This window comes from Enterococcus mundtii, from assembly GCF_002947535.1.
In the GTDB taxonomy this organism is placed as follows: Bacteria; Bacillota; Bacilli; order Lactobacillales; family Enterococcaceae; genus Enterococcus_B; species Enterococcus_B mundtii_B.
This window is the reverse complement of the sequence record NZ_PUAP01000004.1, coordinates 1-22,480: the sequence shown is the minus strand read 5'-3', so window position 1 is coordinate 22,480 and position 22,480 is coordinate 1. Positions and strand designations below refer to the sequence as shown.

The 22,480-nt window shown below is 38.8% G+C and carries 17 protein-coding genes, 1 pseudogene and 1 riboswitch; of the genes and pseudogenes, 2 read left to right on the top strand and 16 right to left on the bottom strand.

Features of this window, described 5'->3' with window-relative positions:
• Positions 1 to 114: 114 nt before the first annotated feature.
• The 15 genes from CUS89_RS01405 to CUS89_RS01335 all read right to left on the bottom strand — a co-directional run bounded on the left by CUS89_RS01405 (position 115) and on the right by CUS89_RS01335 (position 17,938).
• A complete protein-coding gene (locus CUS89_RS01405; RefSeq protein ID WP_104870753.1) occupies positions 115 to 1,638 on the bottom strand; it encodes a YfcC family protein in 1,524 nt (507 codons plus the stop codon).
• A 538-nt stretch (positions 1,639 to 2,176) separates the two neighbouring features.
• Entirely contained in the window at positions 2,177 to 2,788 is a 612-nt protein-coding gene (locus tag CUS89_RS01400) for an ECF transporter S component (protein ID WP_104775666.1), read from the bottom strand.
• Positions 2,789 to 2,915: 127 nt separating this feature from the next.
• Positions 2,916 to 3,038, bottom strand: a riboswitch (FMN riboswitch).
• 84 nt (positions 3,039 to 3,122) lie between these two features.
• Positions 3,123 to 3,839: a pseudouridine synthase gene (locus CUS89_RS01395; RefSeq protein ID WP_104870752.1), complete on the bottom strand. Its 717-nt coding sequence runs from the start codon at positions 3,837 to 3,839 to the stop codon at positions 3,123 to 3,125.
• Positions 3,839 to 4,414, bottom strand: a complete 576-nt coding sequence (gene scpB, locus CUS89_RS01390; RefSeq protein WP_104870751.1) for an SMC-Scp complex subunit ScpB — start codon at positions 4,412 to 4,414, stop codon at positions 3,839 to 3,841. Before scpB ends, CUS89_RS01395 begins: the two co-directional genes overlap by 1 nt.
• On the bottom strand, positions 4,398 to 5,168 hold the full coding sequence (locus tag CUS89_RS01385; protein ID WP_271553911.1) for a segregation/condensation protein A: 771 nt from the start codon (positions 5,166 to 5,168) through the stop codon (positions 4,398 to 4,400). Before CUS89_RS01385 ends, scpB begins: the two co-directional genes overlap by 17 nt.
• A complete protein-coding gene (locus tag CUS89_RS01380; RefSeq protein ID WP_104870750.1) occupies positions 5,165 to 5,533 on the bottom strand; it encodes a GNAT family N-acetyltransferase in 369 nt (122 codons plus the stop codon). Before CUS89_RS01380 ends, CUS89_RS01385 begins: the two co-directional genes overlap by 4 nt.
• 19 nt (positions 5,534 to 5,552) lie before the next feature.
• Positions 5,553 to 6,440 (bottom strand): site-specific tyrosine recombinase XerD, encoded by an 888-nt coding sequence (xerD, locus tag CUS89_RS01375; protein WP_104870826.1) that lies wholly within the window; start codon positions 6,438 to 6,440, stop codon positions 5,553 to 5,555.
• Between the two features lie 96 nt (positions 6,441 to 6,536).
• Positions 6,537 to 7,010 (bottom strand): ferric iron uptake transcriptional regulator, encoded by a 474-nt coding sequence (fur, locus tag CUS89_RS01370; protein WP_104870749.1) that lies wholly within the window; start codon positions 7,008 to 7,010, stop codon positions 6,537 to 6,539.
• 105 nt (positions 7,011 to 7,115) lie between these two features.
• The gene (locus CUS89_RS01365) at positions 7,116 to 7,979 is read right to left on the bottom strand and encodes a CvfB family protein (protein WP_104870748.1); all 864 of its coding nucleotides are present in this window, start codon (positions 7,977 to 7,979) and stop codon (positions 7,116 to 7,118) included.
• A gap of 298 nt (positions 7,980 to 8,277) precedes the next feature.
• Positions 8,278 to 10,326, bottom strand: a complete 2,049-nt coding sequence (locus tag CUS89_RS01360; protein ID WP_104870747.1) for a cell division site-positioning protein MapZ family protein — start codon at positions 10,324 to 10,326, stop codon at positions 8,278 to 8,280.
• A 288-nt stretch (positions 10,327 to 10,614) separates the two neighbouring features.
• The gene (gene rpoD, locus CUS89_RS01355) at positions 10,615 to 11,724 is read right to left on the bottom strand and encodes an RNA polymerase sigma factor RpoD (protein WP_010735787.1); all 1,110 of its coding nucleotides are present in this window, start codon (positions 11,722 to 11,724) and stop codon (positions 10,615 to 10,617) included.
• A 23-nt stretch (positions 11,725 to 11,747) separates the two neighbouring features.
• The gene (gene dnaG / locus CUS89_RS01350) at positions 11,748 to 13,589 is read right to left on the bottom strand and encodes a DNA primase (RefSeq protein ID WP_104870746.1); all 1,842 of its coding nucleotides are present in this window, start codon (positions 13,587 to 13,589) and stop codon (positions 11,748 to 11,750) included.
• A 168-nt stretch (positions 13,590 to 13,757) separates the two neighbouring features.
• Complete coding sequence (locus CUS89_RS01345; protein WP_181055280.1) at positions 13,758 to 16,127, bottom strand: cation-translocating P-type ATPase; 2,370 nt, start codon at positions 16,125 to 16,127, stop codon at positions 13,758 to 13,760.
• Positions 16,128 to 16,370: 243 nt separating this feature from the next.
• Entirely contained in the window at positions 16,371 to 17,228 is an 858-nt protein-coding gene (locus tag CUS89_RS01340; protein WP_104870824.1) for a DUF368 domain-containing protein, read from the bottom strand.
• Positions 17,229 to 17,308: 80 nt separating this feature from the next.
• Positions 17,309 to 17,938 (bottom strand): lysozyme family protein, encoded by a 630-nt coding sequence (locus tag CUS89_RS01335; protein WP_104870745.1) that lies wholly within the window; start codon positions 17,936 to 17,938, stop codon positions 17,309 to 17,311.
• 210 nt (positions 17,939 to 18,148) lie between these two features.
• Between CUS89_RS01335 and CUS89_RS01330 the strand changes: the two genes are divergently transcribed.
• Positions 18,149 to 18,865: an alpha/beta fold hydrolase gene (locus tag CUS89_RS01330; protein ID WP_104870744.1), complete on the top strand. Its 717-nt coding sequence runs from the start codon at positions 18,149 to 18,151 to the stop codon at positions 18,863 to 18,865.
• 24 nt (positions 18,866 to 18,889) lie between these two features.
• The gene (gene mprF, locus CUS89_RS01325) at positions 18,890 to 21,475 is read left to right on the top strand and encodes a bifunctional lysylphosphatidylglycerol flippase/synthetase MprF (protein WP_104870743.1); all 2,586 of its coding nucleotides are present in this window, start codon (positions 18,890 to 18,892) and stop codon (positions 21,473 to 21,475) included.
• 71 nt (positions 21,476 to 21,546) lie between these two features.
• Here the strand turns inward: mprF and fic are convergent.
• Positions 21,547 to 22,155 (bottom strand): annotated as a pseudogene (gene fic, locus CUS89_RS01320) (protein adenylyltransferase Fic).
• Positions 22,156 to 22,480 lie beyond the last annotated feature (325 nt).

Below are 22,480 nucleotides of genomic sequence, written 5' to 3'. Positions count from 1 at the left end.
TTACATACAAGTGATACATCGTGCATGATGAATAAAGGATCAATGTGTCTTCATTCAATCAATAACTATTGCTTCTTCATTTATCATAGAACTTTGTCTGTCATTTGTCTAGGGTTAGAACATTGCTGCTACACCTAAGATCACACAGATGGCAACGAATAAGATGGCAATCAACTTCCCAGTGAATTTCCACCAAACGGAAATATCAAAGCGGGCAATGGCGATTGCACCCATTACGATAGCAGAAGTTGGCGTGATCAAGTTCACTAAACCAGATGCTGATTGGTAAGCAGTGATTACTAGATCTTTACCAACACCAGCAAATTCTCCCATTGGTCCCATGATTCCCATTGTAGCAGCTGCTAAGCCTGAAGTTGATGGGATCAAGAATGACATAGGGATGTAGAAGATAAATGTAAGGATCAAGAAGACACTTGATGACAATGAGCTTAATCCTTGTTCTCCCCAGTGTAAGATCGTATCTGTGATCAAACCATTGTTCATTACTACTTGGATACCACGAGCAACAGCAACAACGATTGCTACACCGATCAAGTCTGAAGCACCTGCTAAGAATTCTTTGACAAAATCAGATTCTTTCATACCAAAAGTGATTGCCACAACGATTGACATTACTAAGAATAACATTGTGATTTCAGGGAAATACCAATCACCTAGAGGCAACATGTTTTTACCTAAAACAGTTCCAACTACTGGTAGACCAGTCAACCAGTTTGTCAATGATTCAAAAATAGTGAAGTTTTCATTCAATGTTGTCCAAGGAATCAAACTAATGATCATGATACCAAAAGTAAGGAAGAACAATACATTGACATGTTTTTGTTTCTTCGTGATCATTTCTTGACGATTGATTGCTTCGATATCAAAATGTTTCATGTCTTCTTCGCGTTGGTTATATACTAAAGATTTGGTTGGATCTTTTTCGATTTTCGACGCATAACGATAAACATAAACAATAGAGATTGCTAGTAAGACAACGAACATAAAGAAACGTAGACCGATTCCTTCACCCATTGAAATACCAACGGCTTGTGAGGCAACTCCTGTTGCAAATGGGTTAACTGTTGATGCCAAACAACCCACTTGAGAGCCGACCAATACGATGGCTACTGCTGTGACTGTATCAAAGCCAACTGCCATCATGACAGGGATCAATAAGGCATAGAATGGAATCGTTTCTTCTGCCATTCCATAAGTTGATCCACCTAAAGCGAATAAAAGCATCAATACAGGGATCAGCATTTTTTCTTTTCCTTTGAAGCGTTTCACAACAGTTGCGATCCCAGCATCTAATGCGCCGGTTTTATTGATGATCCCTAAGAAACCACCAACAATCAAGATAAAGAATGAAATTGGGATTGCCGCAGGTGTTTCTTTCGTTAACTCACCCGCTGGTACACCCAACATTCCGTTGACTGGCGCCATAAATATATCCCAAAGTCCTTGTGGGTTTTGTTGGACTCTTTCGTAAGACCCTGCAATAATATTACCTGCTTCATCCACACTGTAATGTCCTGCCGGGATGAACCATGTGAGTACAGCGATAAGGGCAATAATAATGAATAAGACCGAGTACGCTGAAGGCATTTGAAATTTCTTCTTCGTTGTTTGTTCCATTTTCTTCTTCCTTTCTCGTTTCAAAAATCTTTGACACATCGGTATTTTATCAAAAAGATGATAAGAACAAAAATAATAACTAGTAGATTCGAGAAGTTTTATTCAAAACCCTCGTTTATTGTCCCTCCTTTGATTATTTAGTTGAAATGCTTTATTCATACTAATTGTAGCGTTTCCGTCGTCTATTATATCAGGTCCATCTAACAAACAAAAGGAGAAGAATTTCACGCAAAAACGTATAAAATACATTTTTATACAAAAAGCCAAAAAATACTCAGACACGATTTATAAAACGCTTACACAATGTCAGTTATTGAATTTTTTTTCATAACAAAATATTAAGAAAAACTTTAAAAAATAGGTGTGATTTAAGAAAATACATTCAATTGATCACCTTTTATCGTTTAAATTAGCTTGATTAGACTCTATATAAATAACTAAAAAGTATAAAAAGACTTGAAAGTAGTGATTACCACTTTCAAGTCTTTTATTTTCAATATTAAACTATATCGCACTCTTTTTAAAAGAGTCGTTTATTTTATTTTACAACGCTATGCCGTTTTTCTAATTGGTGTTGTTTTCTGCTCAACCATGGTAGCAGTTTCGCGTGTAAGACAAGGAATGCTACACTAACGATAAAGCCTTTGATCAAGTTAAATGGTACGATACCGATCAGAATGTAATTTGCCAGTGGCATACCTAACATTTGTGTTGCGTTTAGGCCTAAAAATGTTAAATAAAGAGGTGTGATCACAAAATAGTTCGCAATACTCATGAAAACAGTTAGTGCAAGTGTTCCACTGATCACGCCTAAAATTTGATTTTTTCCTTTTTGGTATTTGTTTCTTTTGAAGATATAGAAAATCGGTAAAGTAAAGACCGCTGTTGAAAAGAAACTAGCTACGTCGCCAACTAGATTTTCTGGACTAAAACCGGTCATGATCAAATGTAAGATCGAACGTAAAAACGCTGTAACGATCCCCGCTAACGGGCCAAATAAAAACATGCTGATCAAAACTGGGATATCACTAAAATCGATTTTCAAAAAGCTAAATGTTGGCATGATTGGAAATGAGAAAAATTGCAAAACCAATCCGATTGCAGCAAATAATGCGACCGCAACCATTTTTTGTACTCGGGTGTTCTTCATGTTGAAATCCTCCTGTTGGGATTCCTCTTCAGCGAACTATTCAACCACGTAAACACAAACAAAAAAACTCTATTTTCGCAGGGGAAAATAGAGTTAGAGTCATTTGTACACACGTATGCCAAATAAGCTCTATCTTCTTTATCCAGACTTTACTGTCGGTATCGGATTTTCACCGATTCAGCTACTCGTAAAAGTAGGTCGTGGACTATAACCACCGGTCGGGAATTTCACCCTGCCCCTGAAGACGAACCATATCTAATTTTTGTTTACTATTTCATTATACTTATATCATAACAAAAAAGCAAGGTATTTACTCTTACAAAAAGTAAGTTTTTTATTTTGATTGATTCAATAACTGACTGATTTCTTTTTTATTCAGTTCACGATACTCACCAGGACGCAAACCTTGTAAGGTCAATTCACCATATTTTTCTCTTTTTAATTTTTGTACAGGTAAGCCAACTGCTTGAAGCATGTTTTTTACTTGGTGGTTACGGCCTTCATGGATCGTTAATTCTACGATACTATGGTTCGTATGAGGATCAACAGATAAAATTGCATACTTTGCAGGTGACGTTTTCTTTCCTTCAATTTTGATTCCTTTTGTCAATGGATTCAGCGCTGACTTAGTGGCGATCCCTTTGACTTTGGCAACATATACTTTATCGACTTCATGCTTCGGATGCGTCAATCGTTGCGCAAAATCACCATCATTCGTCAATAAAAGGATGCCAGAAGTATCATAGTCTAATCGTCCTACTGGATAGATGCGCTCTTTGACCATTGGCAATAGGTCTGTCACTACTTTACGACCCTTGTCATCTGCGACTGCAGAAATGACCCCTTTTGGCTTATAAAGTATATAGTAGCCATATTCTTCTTGATAGATCGGCACTTGGTCGACTTCCACTGTATCGTGTTTGCCAACTTTCACGCCAAGTTCTTTGACGACTTGACCATTTACTTTTACTCGACCAGCCAAAATATATTCCTCGGCTTTACGGCGAGAGGTAATTCCTGCGTGAGCAATTACTTTTTGTAATCTTTCCATTATTCGTTTTCTCCTTCATGCACGCCATCAAAAAATAAATCAAGGGGTGCGTCTTCTTCCAGTGAACGTTCGATATCTTGAATATCGGGTAGATCATTTAGCGATCTCAGACCAAAATAATCTAAAAAATGATTCGTGGTCCCGTAAAGGATCGGGCGGCCTGGTCCATCGACTCGCCCTTTTTCTTCGATCAATTGGTGTGCAGTCAAGCGTTGGATCGCACCAGAAACTTGAACACCACGAATCAACTCGATCTCACTTCTCGTGATCGGTTGTTTGTATGCAATGATTGCTAGTGTTTCGATGGCTGCTTGTGACAAGGTATTCGATGTCCCTTGCGCATATCTTTTGACGATCGGTGCTAACTCCTTTTTCGTCGTCAGCACGATTTGTTTTTCAGTTTCAAAAAGATGTAACGCTGTGTTGTCATTTGCGTCATAACTAGCTGCCAGTTCTGCCACTAAAGCAGTCGTTTCTTCTCTTGTATAGGTCAATAAGGCACTCAATTCCTCGATTGTCGTTCCTTCTTCACCTACTATAAATAGGATTGCTTCAAGTTCACTTAATTTCGTCATGTTGTGTATCTCCTACTGCTGGATAAAGCATGATTGATTCATAATTTTTTTCTTGCTGAGCTACGATCTGCCCGTTTTTCATCAATTCGAGGATCGCCAAAAATGTTGTGACGACTTCGTTTCTAGAAGGTGTTTCAAAAAAAGATTCAAACAAACAGCCATTTTTTTGAGAGACGATCCGCTGCTGGATGAATGTCATTCGTTCTTCGATCGTTGCATCATCAGGTGCAATCGTTTTTTCCTCTTTTTGAGCAAATTTCTTTCGTTCTAAAATTTTCTGCATGGCTTGGAATAAATCGATTTTTTTCACTTGCCCACGCTTCAATGGTTTTTCTTGTCCCAACAACTCATCGATTGCAGAGGGTTCTTTTGTGAAATATAAGCTACGTTCTTCTGCCTTTTCAGTAAGTTTCTCTGCTGCATACTTGAATTTGCGGTATTCTAACAGCTGATTGACTAATTCGTCACGAGGATCTTCTTCCCAAAATTCTTCTTCGTCCTGGTGCACTTCTTGGATAGGCAACAGCGTTTTACTTTTGATTGCCATCAGTGTTGCTGCCATGACGAGATATTCTCCTGCTACAGCTAATTCAAGCGTCTTCATCGTATGGATATAATTCATGTATTGTTCCGTAATAGTGGCGATCGGTATATCGTAAATATCGATCGACATATCTTGGATCAGATGAAGGAGTAAATCTAATGGACCTTCAAAGACATCTAACTTGATATTGATTTCTGTCACATCATTCACTCTTTCTTATTTTCCTTGATCCATCTACTTAAATAAGCTTCCGTGATATCCGTTGGATGGATCAACACATCGGGGTATTTTTCTTGCAATTCATTCAACATTTGAAACCCGATATTCTCCCCCCGATATGAAGGATTCAACGAAATATCGTGAATCGTCATCTGATCTTTTTCATTCCAATGCACACCAATGATTCCTTGGATATTTGTAGAATCTTCTGGTGTATAGAAAAAAAGTTCATAATCTTCAGCAGATTCGTACGTATCGATTTCTTTTAGTAAACTTGATTCTGCGTTCAACTTTTTATGAAAGCTCAATAGTCCCATCGCGATTTTTCGGTTTTCTTTACGATAATGTGTTAACATTTTCTCACCATCCTATAAACTAAGCCCTTGGGAAATGCTGCTTGTAGACATCTGTCATTCTTTTTTTCGTGATATGTGTATAGATCTGTGTCGTTGAAATATCTGCATGACCTAATAGTTCCTGAACAGTACGTAAATCTGCTCCGTTCTCTAGTAAATGTGTCGCAAAACTATGTCTTAACGTATGAGGGGTCACATCTTTGAAAATCCCCGCTTCACGGACCAGTTGTTTCAGATTTTTCCATATCCCTTGTCGAGAGAGACCTGAACCATGATGATTCAAAAAAACGTGGGTTTCAGATGGATTTTTGACTAGTAAAGGACGGACTTCATCCAAATATCGTTCTAACCATTGGATCGCATAATCGCCTAAAGGAATGATCCGCTCTTTATCGCCTTTACCTAAGGTCTGAACCAGCCCTAAAGATAAGTGCAAGTCGCCTAACTTTAGCCCGACTAACTCACTCACTCGCATCCCGGTCGCATACATGACTTCTAAAATCGCACGATCTCTGATCCCTAAACTTTTCGTTGTATCAGGTGTTTCGATCAGCCGTTCTACTTCCTTTAAAGATAACGTACTTGGTAACTTTTGGGCTTTCTTCGGTGTCTCGATATGTTGCATTGGATCTTGTTCTGTGTACCGTTCTTGTCGCAAAAATTGATGGAATTTTCTTAAACTTGTGATCATACGTGTGATCGTTGCAGAAGCCTTATTTTCTTCGTGCAACGTTTCTAGGTATTGGATGACAACAAATCGATCAATCATTTGCCAAGAGGTTATCTCGTGTTCTTTCAGATAGCGCAAGTATTGATTCAAGTCTCGTTCATAACTTTTTCGAGTATTGAACGATAATCCACGCTCGATACTTAAATAGCGAAGATATTCATTGATTTCTTCTTCCATCATTCTCACCTCATGCTTCTTTATCATATCAGATAGCCCTTGGTTTCGGTAGTCTATTTTTCAGTAGACACTTCAAAGAAAAAGCCGTCTATCAATTCAGACGGTCTTTCTTTCTTTTTTCTTATTATAGCATTCTTGGCAGATACCATGAAAGGTCAAACGATGATCTTTGACAAAAAAGTGATAGCGCTGTTCGATCACTTGTTCAACTTCACTCAGTAAATCTTCTTCGACTTCCTCGATCGTTCCACAATCTAAGCACAAGAGATGATGATGAAAATGCTTGGCTCCTTCTTTTCGGAGATCATATCGAGCCACACCATCATTGAAACTAACTTTGTCGATGATTTTTAGATCCGTTAGAATCTCCAACGTTCGATAAACTGTAGCCAAACCGATCTCTGAGTTCTTCTTTTTGACTAAGAAGAACACTTCTTCTGCTGACAAGTGTTCTTTTTCGTTCTCTAAGAGGACGAGCAAGGTTGCTTCGCGTTGTGGGGTCAGTTTAAACCCAGATTCATGTAGCTGTTGTTTTGTTTTTTTCATTACTGACATTGTGTTCATGCCCATTTTTCTCAACCCCAACAATTTATAATGATTATAATTAAGATATCTGATCAACCGTTCTAGATTAAAATTATTATAAGCTAGACGAGAAAAACATGCAAGTTATTCTCAATTAGATTTTTTTGCTAATTTCGTCACGCCATTTTCTTGTTTGATCAATCCTTGTTTCAATAAATTACCAATTGCACGCTTAAATGCCCCTTTGCTGATCCCAAATGCACGCATGATCTCTTCTGGATCTGATTTGTCAGTGAATGCGATTTGTTGATCTGCCGAACGTTCTAAAATCGTCAAGATCATTTGCGCATCATCAGAAATCGTTTCGTGTGCACGTGGTTTCAAAGAGATATTCAACACACCATCGGGTCTTGCACCAACTACACGCCCTTCTAATTTTTCACCTAAGCGTGGTTCGCGGTAACGTTCTGAAGGATGGATGAAACCAATATAAAAATCATCCGTCAGCAGATACGTGCCAGTCAGCTTCAAGCGATAAGCGATTCCTGAGATGTTTTTATTTTTCAAGTCTTCTGCGCCATGCTTACTTAGTGATTTGAAGATTCTTTCTTCTGCTAGACTTCCCCAAATGCGATCTTTTGCGTCCACTCGTAAAGCGATCATCAACTGATCCCCTTTTTTGGGCCACAACTCAGTCATTGTAGGTAGCTCATCCAATGAAACAACAAAATCTTTGTCCGGTAAACCAATATCAACAAAGACACCTAGATCTTTTCTTGAAGAAGTGACTGTTCCAAAGGCATAATGTCCGATGCGACTCTTTGGTATCACCGTTGTAAAACGATTTTCTTGTTTTTGATTCTGGTAACCAAACCCTTCGACTGCTTCACCGATCGTATGCTCACCTTCCTCTTTGCTCAAACGGAAAGTTTGTCCATTTTTTTGGACAAAATAATTTTTTTCATTTTCGTCAATCACCATTGCGGTAAAGACATTTGCTAATAATTCGTTCATCTTTTTCTCCTTTTCTAAAAGGCCTTTGTATCCCAACATTTCTTTGCTATCATAACATAACGCCATGTTTATGGATAGAGATTCTCTATAAAAGGTTGAGATACAAGTATTCAACTGAAATAGGCCATAAAACCCGAAAATATCCTCATATTTTTGGATTCTAAGGCCTATTCTTGACGTTATGATAGAAAGTTATATTTCCGAAAAATTGCTTCGGGACCATTGTTGATTCGCTTTGAGGGAATAGTTAACTAGTTTGATAGAACGCTATGTCATTCTATGGCTAACTACGACTGCTCTAGTTACTACCGTTTCCGCCAAACCAACCAGTTTTACAATTGATCGTGACAATATAAAATGGTAGTGCGCTTTCGCCGATGCCACTCATCAATGACGATTTAGTTGAAGTCGCATAAAGGTTGTAGTAACCTTCACCGTTTTCGATGCGAGCTTTCTCTAATCGATAGCCACCCTCTACGATGTATCCTCGTGCAATACTTGTCGCAATCACACTTTCTTTAACTCCTGGTGCCCAATTCCAAGCAGGATTAGAAGCATCTGCGACATCACTGGCTCTCGTTTCCATGATTGGACGGTTTGCAGAGTTAGTCGCTGGCGTTGTCTGTGTCGACTCAGTTTGTTGAGCAGCTGCCTCTGCTTGTGCTTCAGCTTGTGCCTGCGCTTGTTTCGCTTCTTCGGCTTTTTTCGCCTCTTCTGCTTTCTTCGCTTCTTCTGCTTTCTTCGCTTCTTCTTTTTTCGACAAAGTTTCATTGACTTTGTCCAATTCGGTCACAAGTGTTTTGACTAATTCTGCATTTTTTACTTTCGCCACTTCTGCTTTTGCTGTGTCATACTGCTCTCTCGTTGCTGAATCCTTAACTTGACCATCTGCATAAACCACAGCAGTTTTTTCTTTTGCTGTTTGAAGTTGTTGATACTGTGTGGTTGCTTCATTTGTCGCTTTGTCGATCAATTGACCAAATGCTGTATCTTCTGTTTCCAAACTTTGGATTGCTTGGTCAGCTTTCAATTTTGGTTCTGCGATCAGTTGATCATCGGCGATAACGGGTGTAACAAACCATTCATTGACCGTTTGGACCTGTTTGATCTTTGATTGGATATCTTCAAAGGTTTTTTCCAGATCTGCATAACCTTTTTCATCTTTGACCTCATTCAATGATGCCCTTAATTTTGACAAGTCTTGATTGATCATACTTGTACGAATGAACTGTTCATCATCATCTAAATAAAACGCAGCTAAATCTGATTGTAAATCAGCCATTTTATCTTGTTTACGTTGGGTCTCAGCAGCGATTTCTGCTTGGACTTTTTGCTGATGATCATAATACATCCAACCACCTGCACCAAGTAAAAGTACTACTGCACTCGTCAGGTACAGTCGTTTTTTGGATTTTTTTGGTCCTCGTTCATTTGGCAATTCTTCTTTTTTGATGGACGCACTGCTTGCTTCTTGTTCCTCAATTTTTGTCTGTTCCGGCTGTGTTTCCACCAGTTCAATTGTTTCAGGAGCTTCTTTTGGTTGCGATGCATCTTTTGAATCAGCTTTCGTACTCTCAACCTTAGAACTTTCCTCTTCGATCGGTTCAGTCGATTCTATAGGTTCTTCCGTAAAAACTGGGGCGATTTCTTCTATATTTGTAGTTACGTCTATTTGTTCTTCTGTACTTGTTGAAGAATCTTCGACCAAAGTATCTTCAATGATTGTTTCTTCTGTTGTTTCTTCAACTGGTGGCTCTTTTGTTGCATCCTCTTGAGATTTTTCAGGAGAAACTTGCTCAGTTGTATTTTCCGACAAGCGAATATCGACTGAATCCTCACCCGTTGCTGCCGCCGTTTCGATCATTCGAAGCAGCTCTTTTGCGTGTTCTTCAGTCGTATCTTCACGATGTGCCTTGATGTAAGCAGCTAGAATAGAATTTTCTTCTTCATTGTTTACTGCTTCTTTTAATTCAGCCACTCGTTTTTTCTGTTGCTCTTTTTCTATTTGCTCAGATGTAGCAGCGACGTCCGCTTCTGTCTTTTCTTCGTTAAGACTAGTAGTTTCTTTTTTCTCTGCCTGTTCATCCAGTGATCCATTATTCGTGTCAGTTGAGTCAAATAGTTCCATGACAGATTCCAATGGTAGATCTTTTAGTTCTGACCATTCGATTGGATCATTCACGATACTGTCTGGATAAACTTCCTCAGCTGTTTCTTTTAACGATTGATTGTCATCTGTTTGGGGTAATTGTGTCAGTTCATCTTGTTGTGGTTCAAAGTCACATTCTGGACATTTTGGTTGATCTTTGAATTTTTCTGATCCACATTTTGGACATTTTTTTATCACTTAGCGATCGGCTCCTTTACTAGGTTTTCGCTACCATTAAATCTACCATAATCTAATCCACACGCCAATAGGATATCCTAAGGATTTTATAAAAAAACAAATAAGTCATTTAACAAAAAATAAATAACGAACGTAATGAACTATCCTATTTAAACGACCGTTTGTTGAAAGTCCTTTGGATTGTTCGATAAAAAACAAACCCTCAACAGTTGGATAAAGCTCCACTTTGAGGGTTTATAGGCATTTAGACAAAATAACCTGTTTTTTCGTTAAAAAATCGTTTCTTGATTATTCCAAGAAATCTTTCAATTGTTTTGAGCGTGATGGATGGCGAAGCTTTCTTAATGCTTTTGCTTCGATTTGTCGAATACGTTCACGGGTCACGCCAAAGACTTTACCCACTTCTTCCAACGTACGTGTACGACCATCGTCTAAGCCAAAACGTAAACGTAAGACATTCTCTTCACGATCTGTCAAAGTATCTAAGACATCTTCTAATTGCTCTTTCAATAATTCATACGCTGCATGTTCCGCAGGACTAGTTGCTTCTTGGTCTTCGATAAAATCACCTAAATGTGAATCATCTTCTTCACCGATCGGTGTTTCTAATGAGACAGGTTCTTGAGCGATCTTTAAGATTTCGCGTACTTTTTCTGTAGGAAGATCCATTTCAGCACCGATTTCTTCAGGCGTTGGTTCTCTTCCTAAGTCTTGTAATAATTGACGTTGGATACGGATCAATTTATTGATGGTTTCCACCATATGCACTGGAATACGGATCGTACGGGCTTGGTCAGCAATCGCACGTGTGATTGCTTGACGGATCCACCAAGTGGCGTAGGTAGAAAATTTGAACCCTTTACGGTAGTCAAATTTTTCAACAGCTTTCATCAATCCCATATTTCCTTCTTGGATCAAATCTAAAAATTGCATCCCACGACCCACATATCTTTTGGCAATACTTACAACTAAACGAAGGTTGGCTTCAGCTAAGCGTTGTTTCGCTTCTTGGTCACCTTCTTCGATCTTCAATGCTAATGCTACTTCTTCTTCTGCAGTTAAAAGGGAGACGCGGCCAATTTCTTTGAGGTACATCCGAACAGGATCATTGATTTTAACGCCTGTCGGTGCAGAAAGATCTTCTGTTTTTGCTTGTTCTGCTTTTTTCTCAGCACTTTTCAGACTATGGATCGATGGTTCACCATTTTCGTCAACGACGCTGATACCTGCGTCCTCTACTTTTTGGATCAACTTATCCATCTCGTCTGCATTTAAAGTGAATGGTGTCGCAAGTTTATTTGATAGATCATCATAAATCACTTGCCCTTTTGGTTTATTTTCTTTAATGAACGCTGCCACTGCTGCTTCATATTTTTTAACATCTGTTCCATTTGCCATAAAAGAAGGCCCCCTTTAAGTAGCTATTCGGCTTGTTTTAACTGTTTCGTTAAATTAATGATCTCAATCGTCAATTCCAATTCCAACTGTTTGTTCCCTGTACGTCGTGCTTCTTGCTGCATCTGTTTTTTTGTTATGATTTCTTCAGCTAAGCCCGATTTACTGATCACTCTCAGTAAGTCTTGGATCTCACGCGGCGTACTTTCTTCAGCCATTCGCATGTATTCGATCTCGACCACTATCCGCCTTAAATTTTCATCTTGCAAGAAGTCTAAAAACTCCGCAAGTTTGAATTCTCCATTTTGAGATACAAACGCATCAAACAAAAAATAGATTTCTGCATAAGTATCATGAATAAATTGAACGCCTTGTTCCTTGAGTAGATTACGCACAGCAAGTTCTTTGAACGCACGGTACAATAGCATTTGTTCTGCTTTTTCAACCTGAGATAATGGTCGTTTTTGTCTGATCGTTCCAGATTTTACAGACACTGGCTCTGTCGATGGTTGTGCTTGTTCTTGCGTAGCTGGTTGATTCTTTCGGCGCAGATCACGTATTTGCTTTTGCATCGTTTCTCGACTCAGCTGGAATTCTGCTGATAACTGCGTTAGATACATGTCTTGTTCGATTGGCGAAACAACTTTACTCAATTCACTTAGTACCGCTTCAAGATATTCAATTTTATCTTTTTCATTTTCTAGATTTTTTTCTTGCTTCAAATAACGCGATTTAAAAGCAAAAATGGTCTCTCGTCCGTGCAAAACTAATTCTTGAAAAGCCTCTTCCCCATACTTTCTCAAGTACTCATCTGGATCGAGCTTTTCTGGGATCGCTACGACGGATAGTTGCATTCGACTATTTTGACGTAATAGTTCGATTCCTCGGTTCGTAGCTTCTACACCCGCACGGTCACCATCATAACAAAACACTAATTCTTTTGTCAGTTTTTCCATCTGCTGGATCTGTTGAGTCGTCAGACTTGTTCCCATGGAGGCTAACCCAGTCTTCACACCCGCTTGCCATGCAGCGATAACATCCATAAACCCTTCGAATAATAAGATTTCACCCGACTTGCGGATCTCACTACGCGCTTTGTCTAAGTTGAATAGAACTTGTCTTTTGTTGAACAGATCCGTTTCAGGACTGTTCAAATATTTTGGTTGATCTTTTGTATCGTGTTCACCAGCCAAGTAACGACCAGAAAACCCGATCGTCCGACCTTGACCATTACGAAGAGGAAACATGATCCGTTGATAAAAACGATCCGACATCCGGCCATCATCATGTGTAACAAACAAGCCGGACTGTTTGAGTACTTCCTCAGAATAGTCTTCATTTTGGAACACTTGTTGTAAAAATGAGCGTTCATTTGGCGCAAAACCGATCTTGAATTCTTCGATCAATTCGGTGGTCAGACCACGTTCGAGTAAATAGTTTAGCGCTGGCTCACCTACTTTTGTGTGCAACAACATGTGATGATAAACTTCTACTGCTTTTTCATGAGCCGCGATCAGTTTACCGGTAGCTGAATCTCCAGTTTGAGCAGTCAGCGTTTGTTGTCGCCACTGATCTTCGAGCTGGATCTGTTCTAAATCAGCGACCTTGACCACTGCTTCTGGAAAAGACAAACCTTCCAATTCTTGAAGAAACGTAAAGACATTCCCGCCTTTTCCACAACCAAAGCAATGGAAAATCTGCTTATCTTCCGCAACCGAAAATGAAGGTGTGCGTTCTTCGTGAAAAGGGCAGAGACCTAAATAGTTTTTCCCGGATTTTTTCAACTGGACATATTGCCCAATCACCTCAACGATATTCGTTTGATTACGAATCGTCTCAATGGTCTCTTGAGGGATCCTTTGAGCCATATTCTCACCCCCTGCATTAGTTGATATCTCATACTCAGCGACAAGACATTTCAGGAGAATAACCGGTAAAAAATCGCACTAACGAAAATCAGTGCGATTTTAAAGGACACAATTATACATGTTTCATTGTACCATAATCCTATACTTTTTCAAGTGATAGATACTGGATTATATGACATTTTCTTCCACATGAGTATGAGGAGTTTTATTTGCATTTACTTTATCCAATAATTTGTTTTGTATGCCTAATTTCCAATAACCTAAACGTAATAGCACATTCAAAAGCATAAAGCCAACAAAGTAAGGCCAAGTATTCCCTAATCCAAGATTGACTTCTAATAAATGATGGAAAAGCATCGCAGCAACATAAATACCGACCACTGTGGTGACTGCTAAGAAAATCCGTAGTGGATTGAATGGCAAGCAGGCTTTGATCACTGCCAGACAGCTGATACCGATCAATAAATAATACATCAAGGTCGTTGTTTCACTAGCAGCCCAACCTTGACTATGACCGATCAAATAAATTGCAACGGTATTGAAAGCAACAAGTAATGCATTAGGTAACGCATTGACTAGCGCAGTTGGTAGATAGCGATAATCGACTTTTCGTTTGTCATTCTCAAATGATAAGAAGAAAGATGGATACCCTTCGATGGCAAGGTCGATCAATGTGATCTGGATCGGGATAAAAGGAAATCCAATAGCCGTCACTGCACATAGAATCGATAAAATAAATGAGTAGATCGTTTTAATAAAGAAGATGCCAGAAACTTTCGTCACGTTATTCACGACTCGGCGCCCTTCAAACAATACTTCGGGCAATGTCGTAAAATCAGAATCCAACAAGACAAGGTTAGCAATTTGTCGTGTGGCTCCGTCTCCTTCTGCCATAGCGATACTACAGTCGGCCTCACGTAAAGCCAATACATCGTTCACGCCATCCCCAGTCATAGCAACTGTTCGTCCACTTGCTTTCAGTTCATTGACTAAGAGTTTCTTTTGTTGCGGACTCACTCGCCCAAAAACTGTATATTGATGAGCAGCTTTTCTGACTTCTGCTTCTTCCGTCAAATCGGAAAGATCAACATAAGACTGATAGTTTGGCAGTCCCGCACGTCGCGCAATATTTGAGACTGTAAAAGGATTGTCTCCAGAAATCACTTTCAAGTCTACCCCTTCTTCGTGCAGATAAGCTAAGGTTTCTTGCGCGTTCTTTCGGATAGGATCATCGATCTCAAACAAAGCGATCGGTTCTACCCCTTGAGGATCACCTGAAGACAACGTTTGATTAGGAGCAAGTCCTAACATTAATACACGAAATCCGTTTGCTTGGGCTTCAACTAAACTCTCTGGCAGCCGATTTTCTGGCACTAACCGTTCAGGAGCACCAACATAGACCACACCTAGTTCAGGAAATTCCATTGCGCCCCATTTACGGTCAGATGAAAAGGCTAATTTTTCTCCGACATCATAGCGATTAGAAATCTCGAAATACTCTCTCAACGCGCGCATCGTGACATTGTTATCGCTACTTTCAGCTAAATATGTGCCCATAATGGTAGGAATCATCTTTTCGTAAGCATCATTTAAAGGTTCAACTCGTTGGATGCTCATTTTCCCTTCGGTGATCGTCCCTGTTTTATCAAGACATAATGTATCTACATGTGCCAGTGTTTCAATGGAGTACATATCCTGGACCAAGATCCGTTTTTTCGCTAGTTTCGTTACACCAGTCGTCAAAGCAATACTGATTAATAACACTAATCCTTTTGGTAACATTCCCAATAAGGCTGCCGCAGAAGCAACGACTGATAGTTGGATCGATGCATTTCGAATGAACAAAGCTTCCAAAAATAAGATGATCCCTAAAGGAATGATCACAAAACTTGTAAACTTCGATACTTTGCGGATTGATTCCACAAGTTCCGAGCGAATTTCTTTGTGTGTTTTTGCTTCGTTGGTCAAGCGGACAGCATAATTATCTGCTCCAACACGGATAACTGTAGCAAACACAGAGCCACTAGTAAGGTAACTACCTGAAAGTAATTCAGCCCCTGACTCTTTGACGATCAAATCTGATTCACCAGTCAGTAAGGCTTCATTTGCCTCTGCCCGTCCACTGATCACTTGTAAATCTGAGGGGATCTGTTCACCCGCACCGATTTTCACAAGATCGCCTAAAACTAATTCTTTCGTTGGGATCATCTTCTCTTTCCCATCACGAATGACGGTTACTTCCGCTTGTGAGACGATCGATAAACGTCGCACAAGGTTTCGCGCATGGATTTCCTGATAGATCCCCATGGTGATATTCACAAAAATGATGGCTAAGTAAGCCATGTTCGAATAAGCCCCAACTAGTAATAAACAGATTCCTATACCTAAGTTCAAAAAATTGAATAATGTTAAAATATTATCGCTGAAAATTTGTTTCGTACTTTTTGTTGCATCCTCTTGGTAATCATTCTGCTGACCAGAGGCAGATCTTTGACTCACTTCATTTTCTGTAAGTCCCTTTAATTCTTTCATTTCCATATCACGCCAACTTTCAAAAATAATCACTTCAATTAGTCTAGCTGTTTCTACGATTAAAAACAACTCGTTTTTTTTAGTTTTAAAAAAAGATAGAAAAATCAAAAAACAGCGGATCTGTTTTCTATTTTTCTATCTCATATTGTGCTTCTTTTGGAGGTGATCGAAGATAGTCTCTATCGTCATTTGTCCTTGACTTGAACAATCGACTAAAAAACATAAGTGACTTTTCTTCTTGTGACTCCCTTACTTATACTGCTCTTCTAAACGGCTCATCCACCAGCCTAGTGCAGCACCAGCAATGAATAGCACTGGGCATGCCAAAATGCCTAAAATTCCCAAACCACTATAATTTGTAGGAATGATCATGATCGTGGATGCAAAAACAATACCTAGAATAAAATGGAATAATTTGCTATAAGCTTTTGAGAAAATAAAGTCCATTACCTTTGAAAGACCTAGAACACAAACGATTCCACCGATTGCAATAGGAATGATCACTTCTAAACGAACTTCTTTAAAGCCATCAGCCATCGCTTTATACAGTCCCATGTAAACCAAAAAATTCGATGGACTTAATCCTGGAACGATCATTCCAAGACCAATCAAACCTCCTGCCATCAGCCAAGTATAGACGTTTTGTTCTACTTGACCATCAAATAAACGGGCACCATATAACAAGAAAAGATAACCTAAAATAAATGTTACGACCATAATAATGAGATCTGTGTTGTTTCGGCCTTTTTTTCCTGACTCTTTCCATAAAGCAGGCACCGTTCCGGCGATACATCCTACAAAAAACCACAAAATCGTTGTTTCATAGGCACCTAGTAAAAAACTGACTAAAAAGGACAATAAGAACACGCCAGTGACTCCGCCTAACCCAACTGGTAAAAAGAATAAGACGTTTTCTTTAAAGTCTCTAGTGATATGGGCTAAGAAAGAAATCAGCCGTTCGTACATTCCGAACACTGCTGCTAAAGCTCCCCCGCTCACTCCTGGCAAAATAAAACCTGAGCCGATAAACATCCCCTTGAAGAATCGTAGTCCCCAATCTTTTGATGTGTTCTCTTTTCTCTCTATTACTTTTTGATTTTCTTCCACTCGTCCAAGCACTCCCTCTTTCTTTTCATTGTATTCATTTTTTGTATTACTTTGATTTGCAGTTGGTTCGATCAACAGACTTAAAAGATTTTTTCGTACCATTCAAGCAACTGCTGATTCATCTTCACCACATCCGCATAAAACATATTACCACCATTATGGTATAAATACCCACCATTATGAAGCAATGATTGGATTCGCCAATAGCGATAGGTTTTTTTATCATTATTCCCTAAAAGCGGACTCAGCACATCTCTGGAATACTCTTCAGCTAAATCGACTGTATTCTTTCCGCCTCTTTCTTTGACGTAAGCAATATAATCCTTGCCAAAATTGTATGCTTGGATCGCTGTCGCAAGATCGCAACCTGACGCTTGCGCTTCAGCTATCATTTCTGAGAGGTATTTCACCCCTTGGTCAATACTTCCCGCTTGTGTCGTGATCGCACCCATCTGTCCATAGGCACTTTCCGAACTTTGCATCAAATCGACACCATTTCCTCTTGATTCAGTAAGTATGATTGCCTTCACTAGATTCTCATGTTCTTGCATGTGGTACTTCTCTAATGCTGTCGAAATCTCTGTTTGATAGTTTTCCACTCGTTTGATCGATTGATACGTTCTACCTAATAGAAAAAGAATCATTGCCAGAATCGCGAAGACAAATAGACCTACGATCATACGGAAGATTGATTTTCTTTTTTTCTTCATCCAAACCCACCTAGCTATTTGACATCTTTTTTTATCTTACTATTTCTTTTCATTCTTGGCTATTTTTTCTCTGTTTTTTCTTATTTAATTTAATAAAAAATGAATGTTTCATTTTCCCTTTCATCTTACGAAAATGATCGTTCATTTTACAGAGTTTCGATTTCTAAAATAGATAAAGAGCGTTATAATTCAAAATAGTAGGTGATAAACGTGAAAAAAGAAAAGAAATTTGCAAAAATGGCAGATGGAACTGACATCTATTATGAAAAAAGTGGGCATGGGTTTCCCCTCTTGCTACTTCATGGAAATGACGGGAGCGGTGATTTTTTTTCAGAACAAGTTCCTCTTTTAGAAAAATATTTTACGATCTATCTTATCGATAGTCGTGGACATGGACATTCGACAAATCAAGCGGGAACGTTGAATTTTCGTTTGATGGCAGATGATTTATTGACTGTCATGCTACTAGAACAGATCCCTCAAGCAAATATCTTGGGATTTAGTGATGGGGCCAATCTTGCTTTAGTTTTTTCAAGCAATTATCCAGATAGAGTCAATCGCTTGATTTTGAACTCGGGCAACACACGGTTGGATGGGGTCCTTTGGTCCTCTCGATTACTCAGTGCTTTTCACTATTTCTTTGTTTGGTTGCGCTCATTGTTTCAGCCAAAATTACGTCAGCATTTGTTGGTCATTGATTTATTGCTTCATGATATCGGTCTTACGACAGAACATTTAGAAAAAATCACTTGCCCAACACTGATCATCGTCGGCAAAAAAGATGTCATCAAACTTAAACATTCGCTTTATTTAGCGAAAACGATCCCTAATGCTTCATTTGTCCTCGTCTCCGGACAAGGGCATCAATTAGCTCGGCAAAACCCAGAACGCTTCAATCAAGAAGTTTTAGACTTCTTGACAAAATAAATTTGAAAAATAGTAGGTGATTTTTTGTTCAAGCACATCATACAGTGGTTCAAAAGCCACTTGAGACTTATCAAAACGATTTTTTTGATTTCCGTATTAGTAATTATTATTCGTGAATTGATGACCATCAGTACCTTGTTGTCTGCGGACCAATTAGCTCAAACTTTTTCCACGATCCCACTTTGGAAGATCGGACTGATGTTTTTGATTGGGTTGATCTCCATTCTACCAATGATTGGTTATGATTTGATTTTTAACAAGTTACTAGACCAAAAGCAAAAGCCATTATGTTTATTTGAAACAAGCTGGATGATCAATACCATCAATAACATTGCTGGGTTTGGTGGATTCGTCAGCATCGGATTACGATCCGAACTGTATGGTCAAAGAAAAGACAGCAAACAAGTCATGCAAGCTTTATCTAAAGTTTTTTTATTTCTGATGGCTGGTTTATCTCTGTATAGTTTAGTTTCGTTTTTCATGGTCTTCTTTACACCTGTCGCTCCGTTTCTTAAACAGTATTGGATTTGGTTGATTGCTGGGGGTCTGTATTTCCCCATCGTTTTTCTTTTTACAACAATCAAAAAAGAAGGTTACGTCGGCGGTCTTTCAATTAAATCTCAAGGTCAGTTGTTACTTGTTTCCTTATTGGAATGGACGGGTGTCTTAGGAACTTTTCTTGCAGTCGGCTATTTGATGGAGATCCCTATTGATCTATGGCAAACGATTCCTTTATTCATTGCCGCATCAGTTATCGGGATCATCTCAATGATCCCTGGAGAAATCGGTAGTTTTGATGTGATGATGATCTTTGGTCTATCGGCTCTGGGCATCCCTAAAGAAACCGTCGTGATCTGGATCTTGCTTTATCGGATCTTCTATTACTTTATTCCATTTTTCATTGGCTTGATTTTCTTCTTTAAAAATGTCGGTGTATCGATCGACCAACGATACTCTGGTATTCCAAAGCAATTAGCGACTCAGATTGCCCGGAAAATCTTAGTGGTCTTGATGTATTTTTCCGGTATCATGTTGGTTCTTTCTGCAACGATCCCGCAAGCATTTACTGAATTTCGTTGGTTGCATCATATCAATCCCATAAAGATGCATTTTATTATGCAATTTCCAAGCATATTGTTAGGCTTCTTGTTTGTCATCATGGGACGAGGCATCGCAGCTAGAGTCAAACGGGTCTACTGGCCAACCATTTTTCTGATCCTTATTTCATTAGTTTATGTTGGGCTGAATGATCTAAGTACCACTGGTATTATTTTCTTGCTATTGCTATTAGGTATCGTGATCGCTTCACGTAATGAATTGTTCAGAGATCAATTTATCTACTCGTGGGAATGGTTGACGATCGATGGGTTGATCATAGGGGCGTTGACCGTTTTATATATCGTGATCGGTGTTTATAATATGCCCACTTTCCCTCATCGTAATCATCGGTTTATTTCATTTTTTCTGTTTCCGTCAGAAAAAATTTGGTTGTCTGGTTTTCTAGCAATCTTGGCAGTGGCCTTTATCATGATTTTGTTCGTCCACTATCTCCAAGGTAAAAAAGCGCAAGTCGGACAAGAATTAGATGAAGCAGCTGCCTCCGCGATTTTGGAAACTTACGGCGGTAATTCAGATAGTCAGCTGATTTTCTTGAAAGATAAACGAATGTTTACCTATGAAAAAAACGGGGAAGCAACCGTCTTGTTACAATTTGCTAGTTATAACAATAAATGTGTGGTGATGGGCGATCCTTCCGGTAAAAAAGAAGATTTTCCAGAAGCTATCGAAGCATTTATCGCAGAAACAGATCGCTTATGCTACTTGCCAGTCTTTTATGAAACGAGCGAAGAACTAGTTATGATCCTTCATGAATTTGGCTACGACTTTATCAAAATGGGGGAAGAAGGTCATGTTTCATTAGCCGACTTCACGACTTCTGGGAAAAAAATGAAAGGTACACGTGCAATATTAAACCGGATCGAACGAGAAGGATTTACCTTTGATGTGCTTCAACCGCCATTTTCTTCCCAACAAATTTCTGAGCTTAAAAAAATCTCTGATCGTTGGTTAGGTAGCCGCAAAGAAAAAGGTTTTTCATTAGGCTTCTTCTCAGAAGACTATTTACAGCGAGCACCGATTGCAGTCGTCAAAAACGAACAGGGTGAACTGGTCGCTTTTGCTTCGATCATGCCGACTTATACGAACGATAAGATCGGAACGATTGATTTGATGCGCTATGATCCAGAGACTGCTCCTTCTGGCAGCATGGACTATTTGTTCATCCACCTCTTTGAATATATGAAGGAAGAAAATATCCAATGGTTCAATTTAGGTATGGCTCCCTTGTCTAATGTTGGGACTTCAAGGAAAAGTTTCATCCAAGAACGAATTGCTTATTTAGTCTATGAGTTTGGCTCCCATTTCTATTCTTTTCAAGGGTTGAGAGAATACAAAGATAAATACGCCACCAACTGGAAGTCTCGCTATACACTCTATTCAAGAGATAGCTGGATCGCTTATGTGATGATCACGTTATTGATTATCGATAATGCGCCCGTTGATCAAAAAACAAAGCCTTTGAATGGCTTAAAAAAATGGTTTCGTAAATAAAAAAACGCCTGATTTTGCTATTTTAGTCAAAATCAGGCGTTTTTTGTTTATTCACAAACCTTTCCCTTCTTTTATAGATCATCAATCGTATATTCAGAATAACCTTCATAAAAATAACTCACATCGATCCCTTTCATATAAAGTTCACGATCGGAAATCTTATCCGTCAACGCGTTAGAAATCAAATAGCTGATCTCTAAGTCATTGATCGGACTACGTTCCATTGCAGATAAATAATCAGACTTGTCAATTAGATTCCAGTCAACCACTTTCTGTATCTCCGATTTCAAAAATGATATCTAACCAAATTCTAGTACTCCTACCGTTCCCTTCACGAAAAGGATGAGCGATGTTCATCTCTACATATTTTTTTTGATGATTTCTTCAAAAGTAGCCTGTGGCATTTGGTCAATATGTTTGAGAGAATACTCCAAATACATGACCGGCGCAAAACGAAAATTTCCCTTTGCAATATTTACTGAGCGAATTTCCCCAGCAAAATCATCGATTTCAGAAAATAAATAGTCATGGATTTCGCTCACCCCTTTGAACGTTCCAATTTCTAATTCATCTATCCTTCCAAAATCATATAATTTTTTTGCTTTTTGCTTACTGATTTTTTCTTCAGCTTTTGCCAACTCAACTTGACTAGTCAAGCCTAATTTATTTTCTAAAATCATTAAATGTCTTCCTTAACTTTTTGTCATAGTTTTTAGAAACAGAGATAAATCTATTATAACAAATCTATAGGCATGGCAAAAACAAGAAAAAGCGATGGAAACAAGCAACAAGGATACTAGTCGTCTTGTACCTACTAAATTCGCATAAAATGTTGTTCGAAGATTTCGCCCTCAAAAAAAGCGAGAAACCCAAAAATTCAAAGAAATTTTCGAGTTTGCTCGCTTATTTGTCGGTACTTAACACTTCTATTACAACCATTGGACAAGATATTCGAGTAAATATCTTGTCCACAGGTTTTATATTTTATTATTTGTCAAATTAAGC

Excerpts from the sequence above, each read along its gene's own strand:
- CUS89_RS01405 (WP_104870753.1), bottom strand. The coding sequence starts at position 1,638 with ATGGAACAAACAACGAAGAAGAAATTTCAAATGCCTTCAGCGTACTCG.
- CUS89_RS01400 (WP_104775666.1), bottom strand. The coding sequence starts at position 2,788 with ATGAAGAACACCCGAGTACAAAAAATGGTTGCGGTCGCATTATTTGCT.
- CUS89_RS01395 (WP_104870752.1), bottom strand. The coding sequence starts at position 3,839 with ATGGAAAGATTACAAAAAGTAATTGCTCACGCAGGAATTACCTCTCGC.
- scpB (WP_104870751.1), bottom strand. The coding sequence starts at position 4,414 with ATGACGAAATTAAGTGAACTTGAAGCAATCCTATTTATAGTAGGTGAA.
- CUS89_RS01380 (WP_104870750.1), bottom strand. The coding sequence starts at position 5,533 with ATGTTAACACATTATCGTAAAGAAAACCGAAAAATCGCGATGGGACTA.
- xerD (WP_104870826.1), bottom strand. The coding sequence starts at position 6,440 with ATGGAAGAAGAAATCAATGAATATCTTCGCTATTTAAGTATCGAGCGT.
- fur (WP_104870749.1), bottom strand. The coding sequence starts at position 7,010 with ATGGGCATGAACACAATGTCAGTAATGAAAAAAACAAAACAACAGCTA.
- CUS89_RS01365 (WP_104870748.1), bottom strand. The coding sequence starts at position 7,979 with ATGAACGAATTATTAGCAAATGTCTTTACCGCAATGGTGATTGACGAA.
- rpoD (WP_010735787.1), bottom strand. The coding sequence starts at position 11,724 with ATGGCAAATGGAACAGATGTTAAAAAATATGAAGCAGCAGTGGCAGCG.
- dnaG (WP_104870746.1), bottom strand. The coding sequence starts at position 13,589 with ATGGCTCAAAGGATCCCTCAAGAGACCATTGAGACGATTCGTAATCAA.
- CUS89_RS01345 (WP_181055280.1), bottom strand. The coding sequence starts at position 16,127 with ATGGAAATGAAAGAATTAAAGGGACTTACAGAAAATGAAGTGAGTCAA.
- CUS89_RS01335 (WP_104870745.1), bottom strand. The coding sequence starts at position 17,938 with ATGAAGAAAAAAAGAAAATCAATCTTCCGTATGATCGTAGGTCTATTT.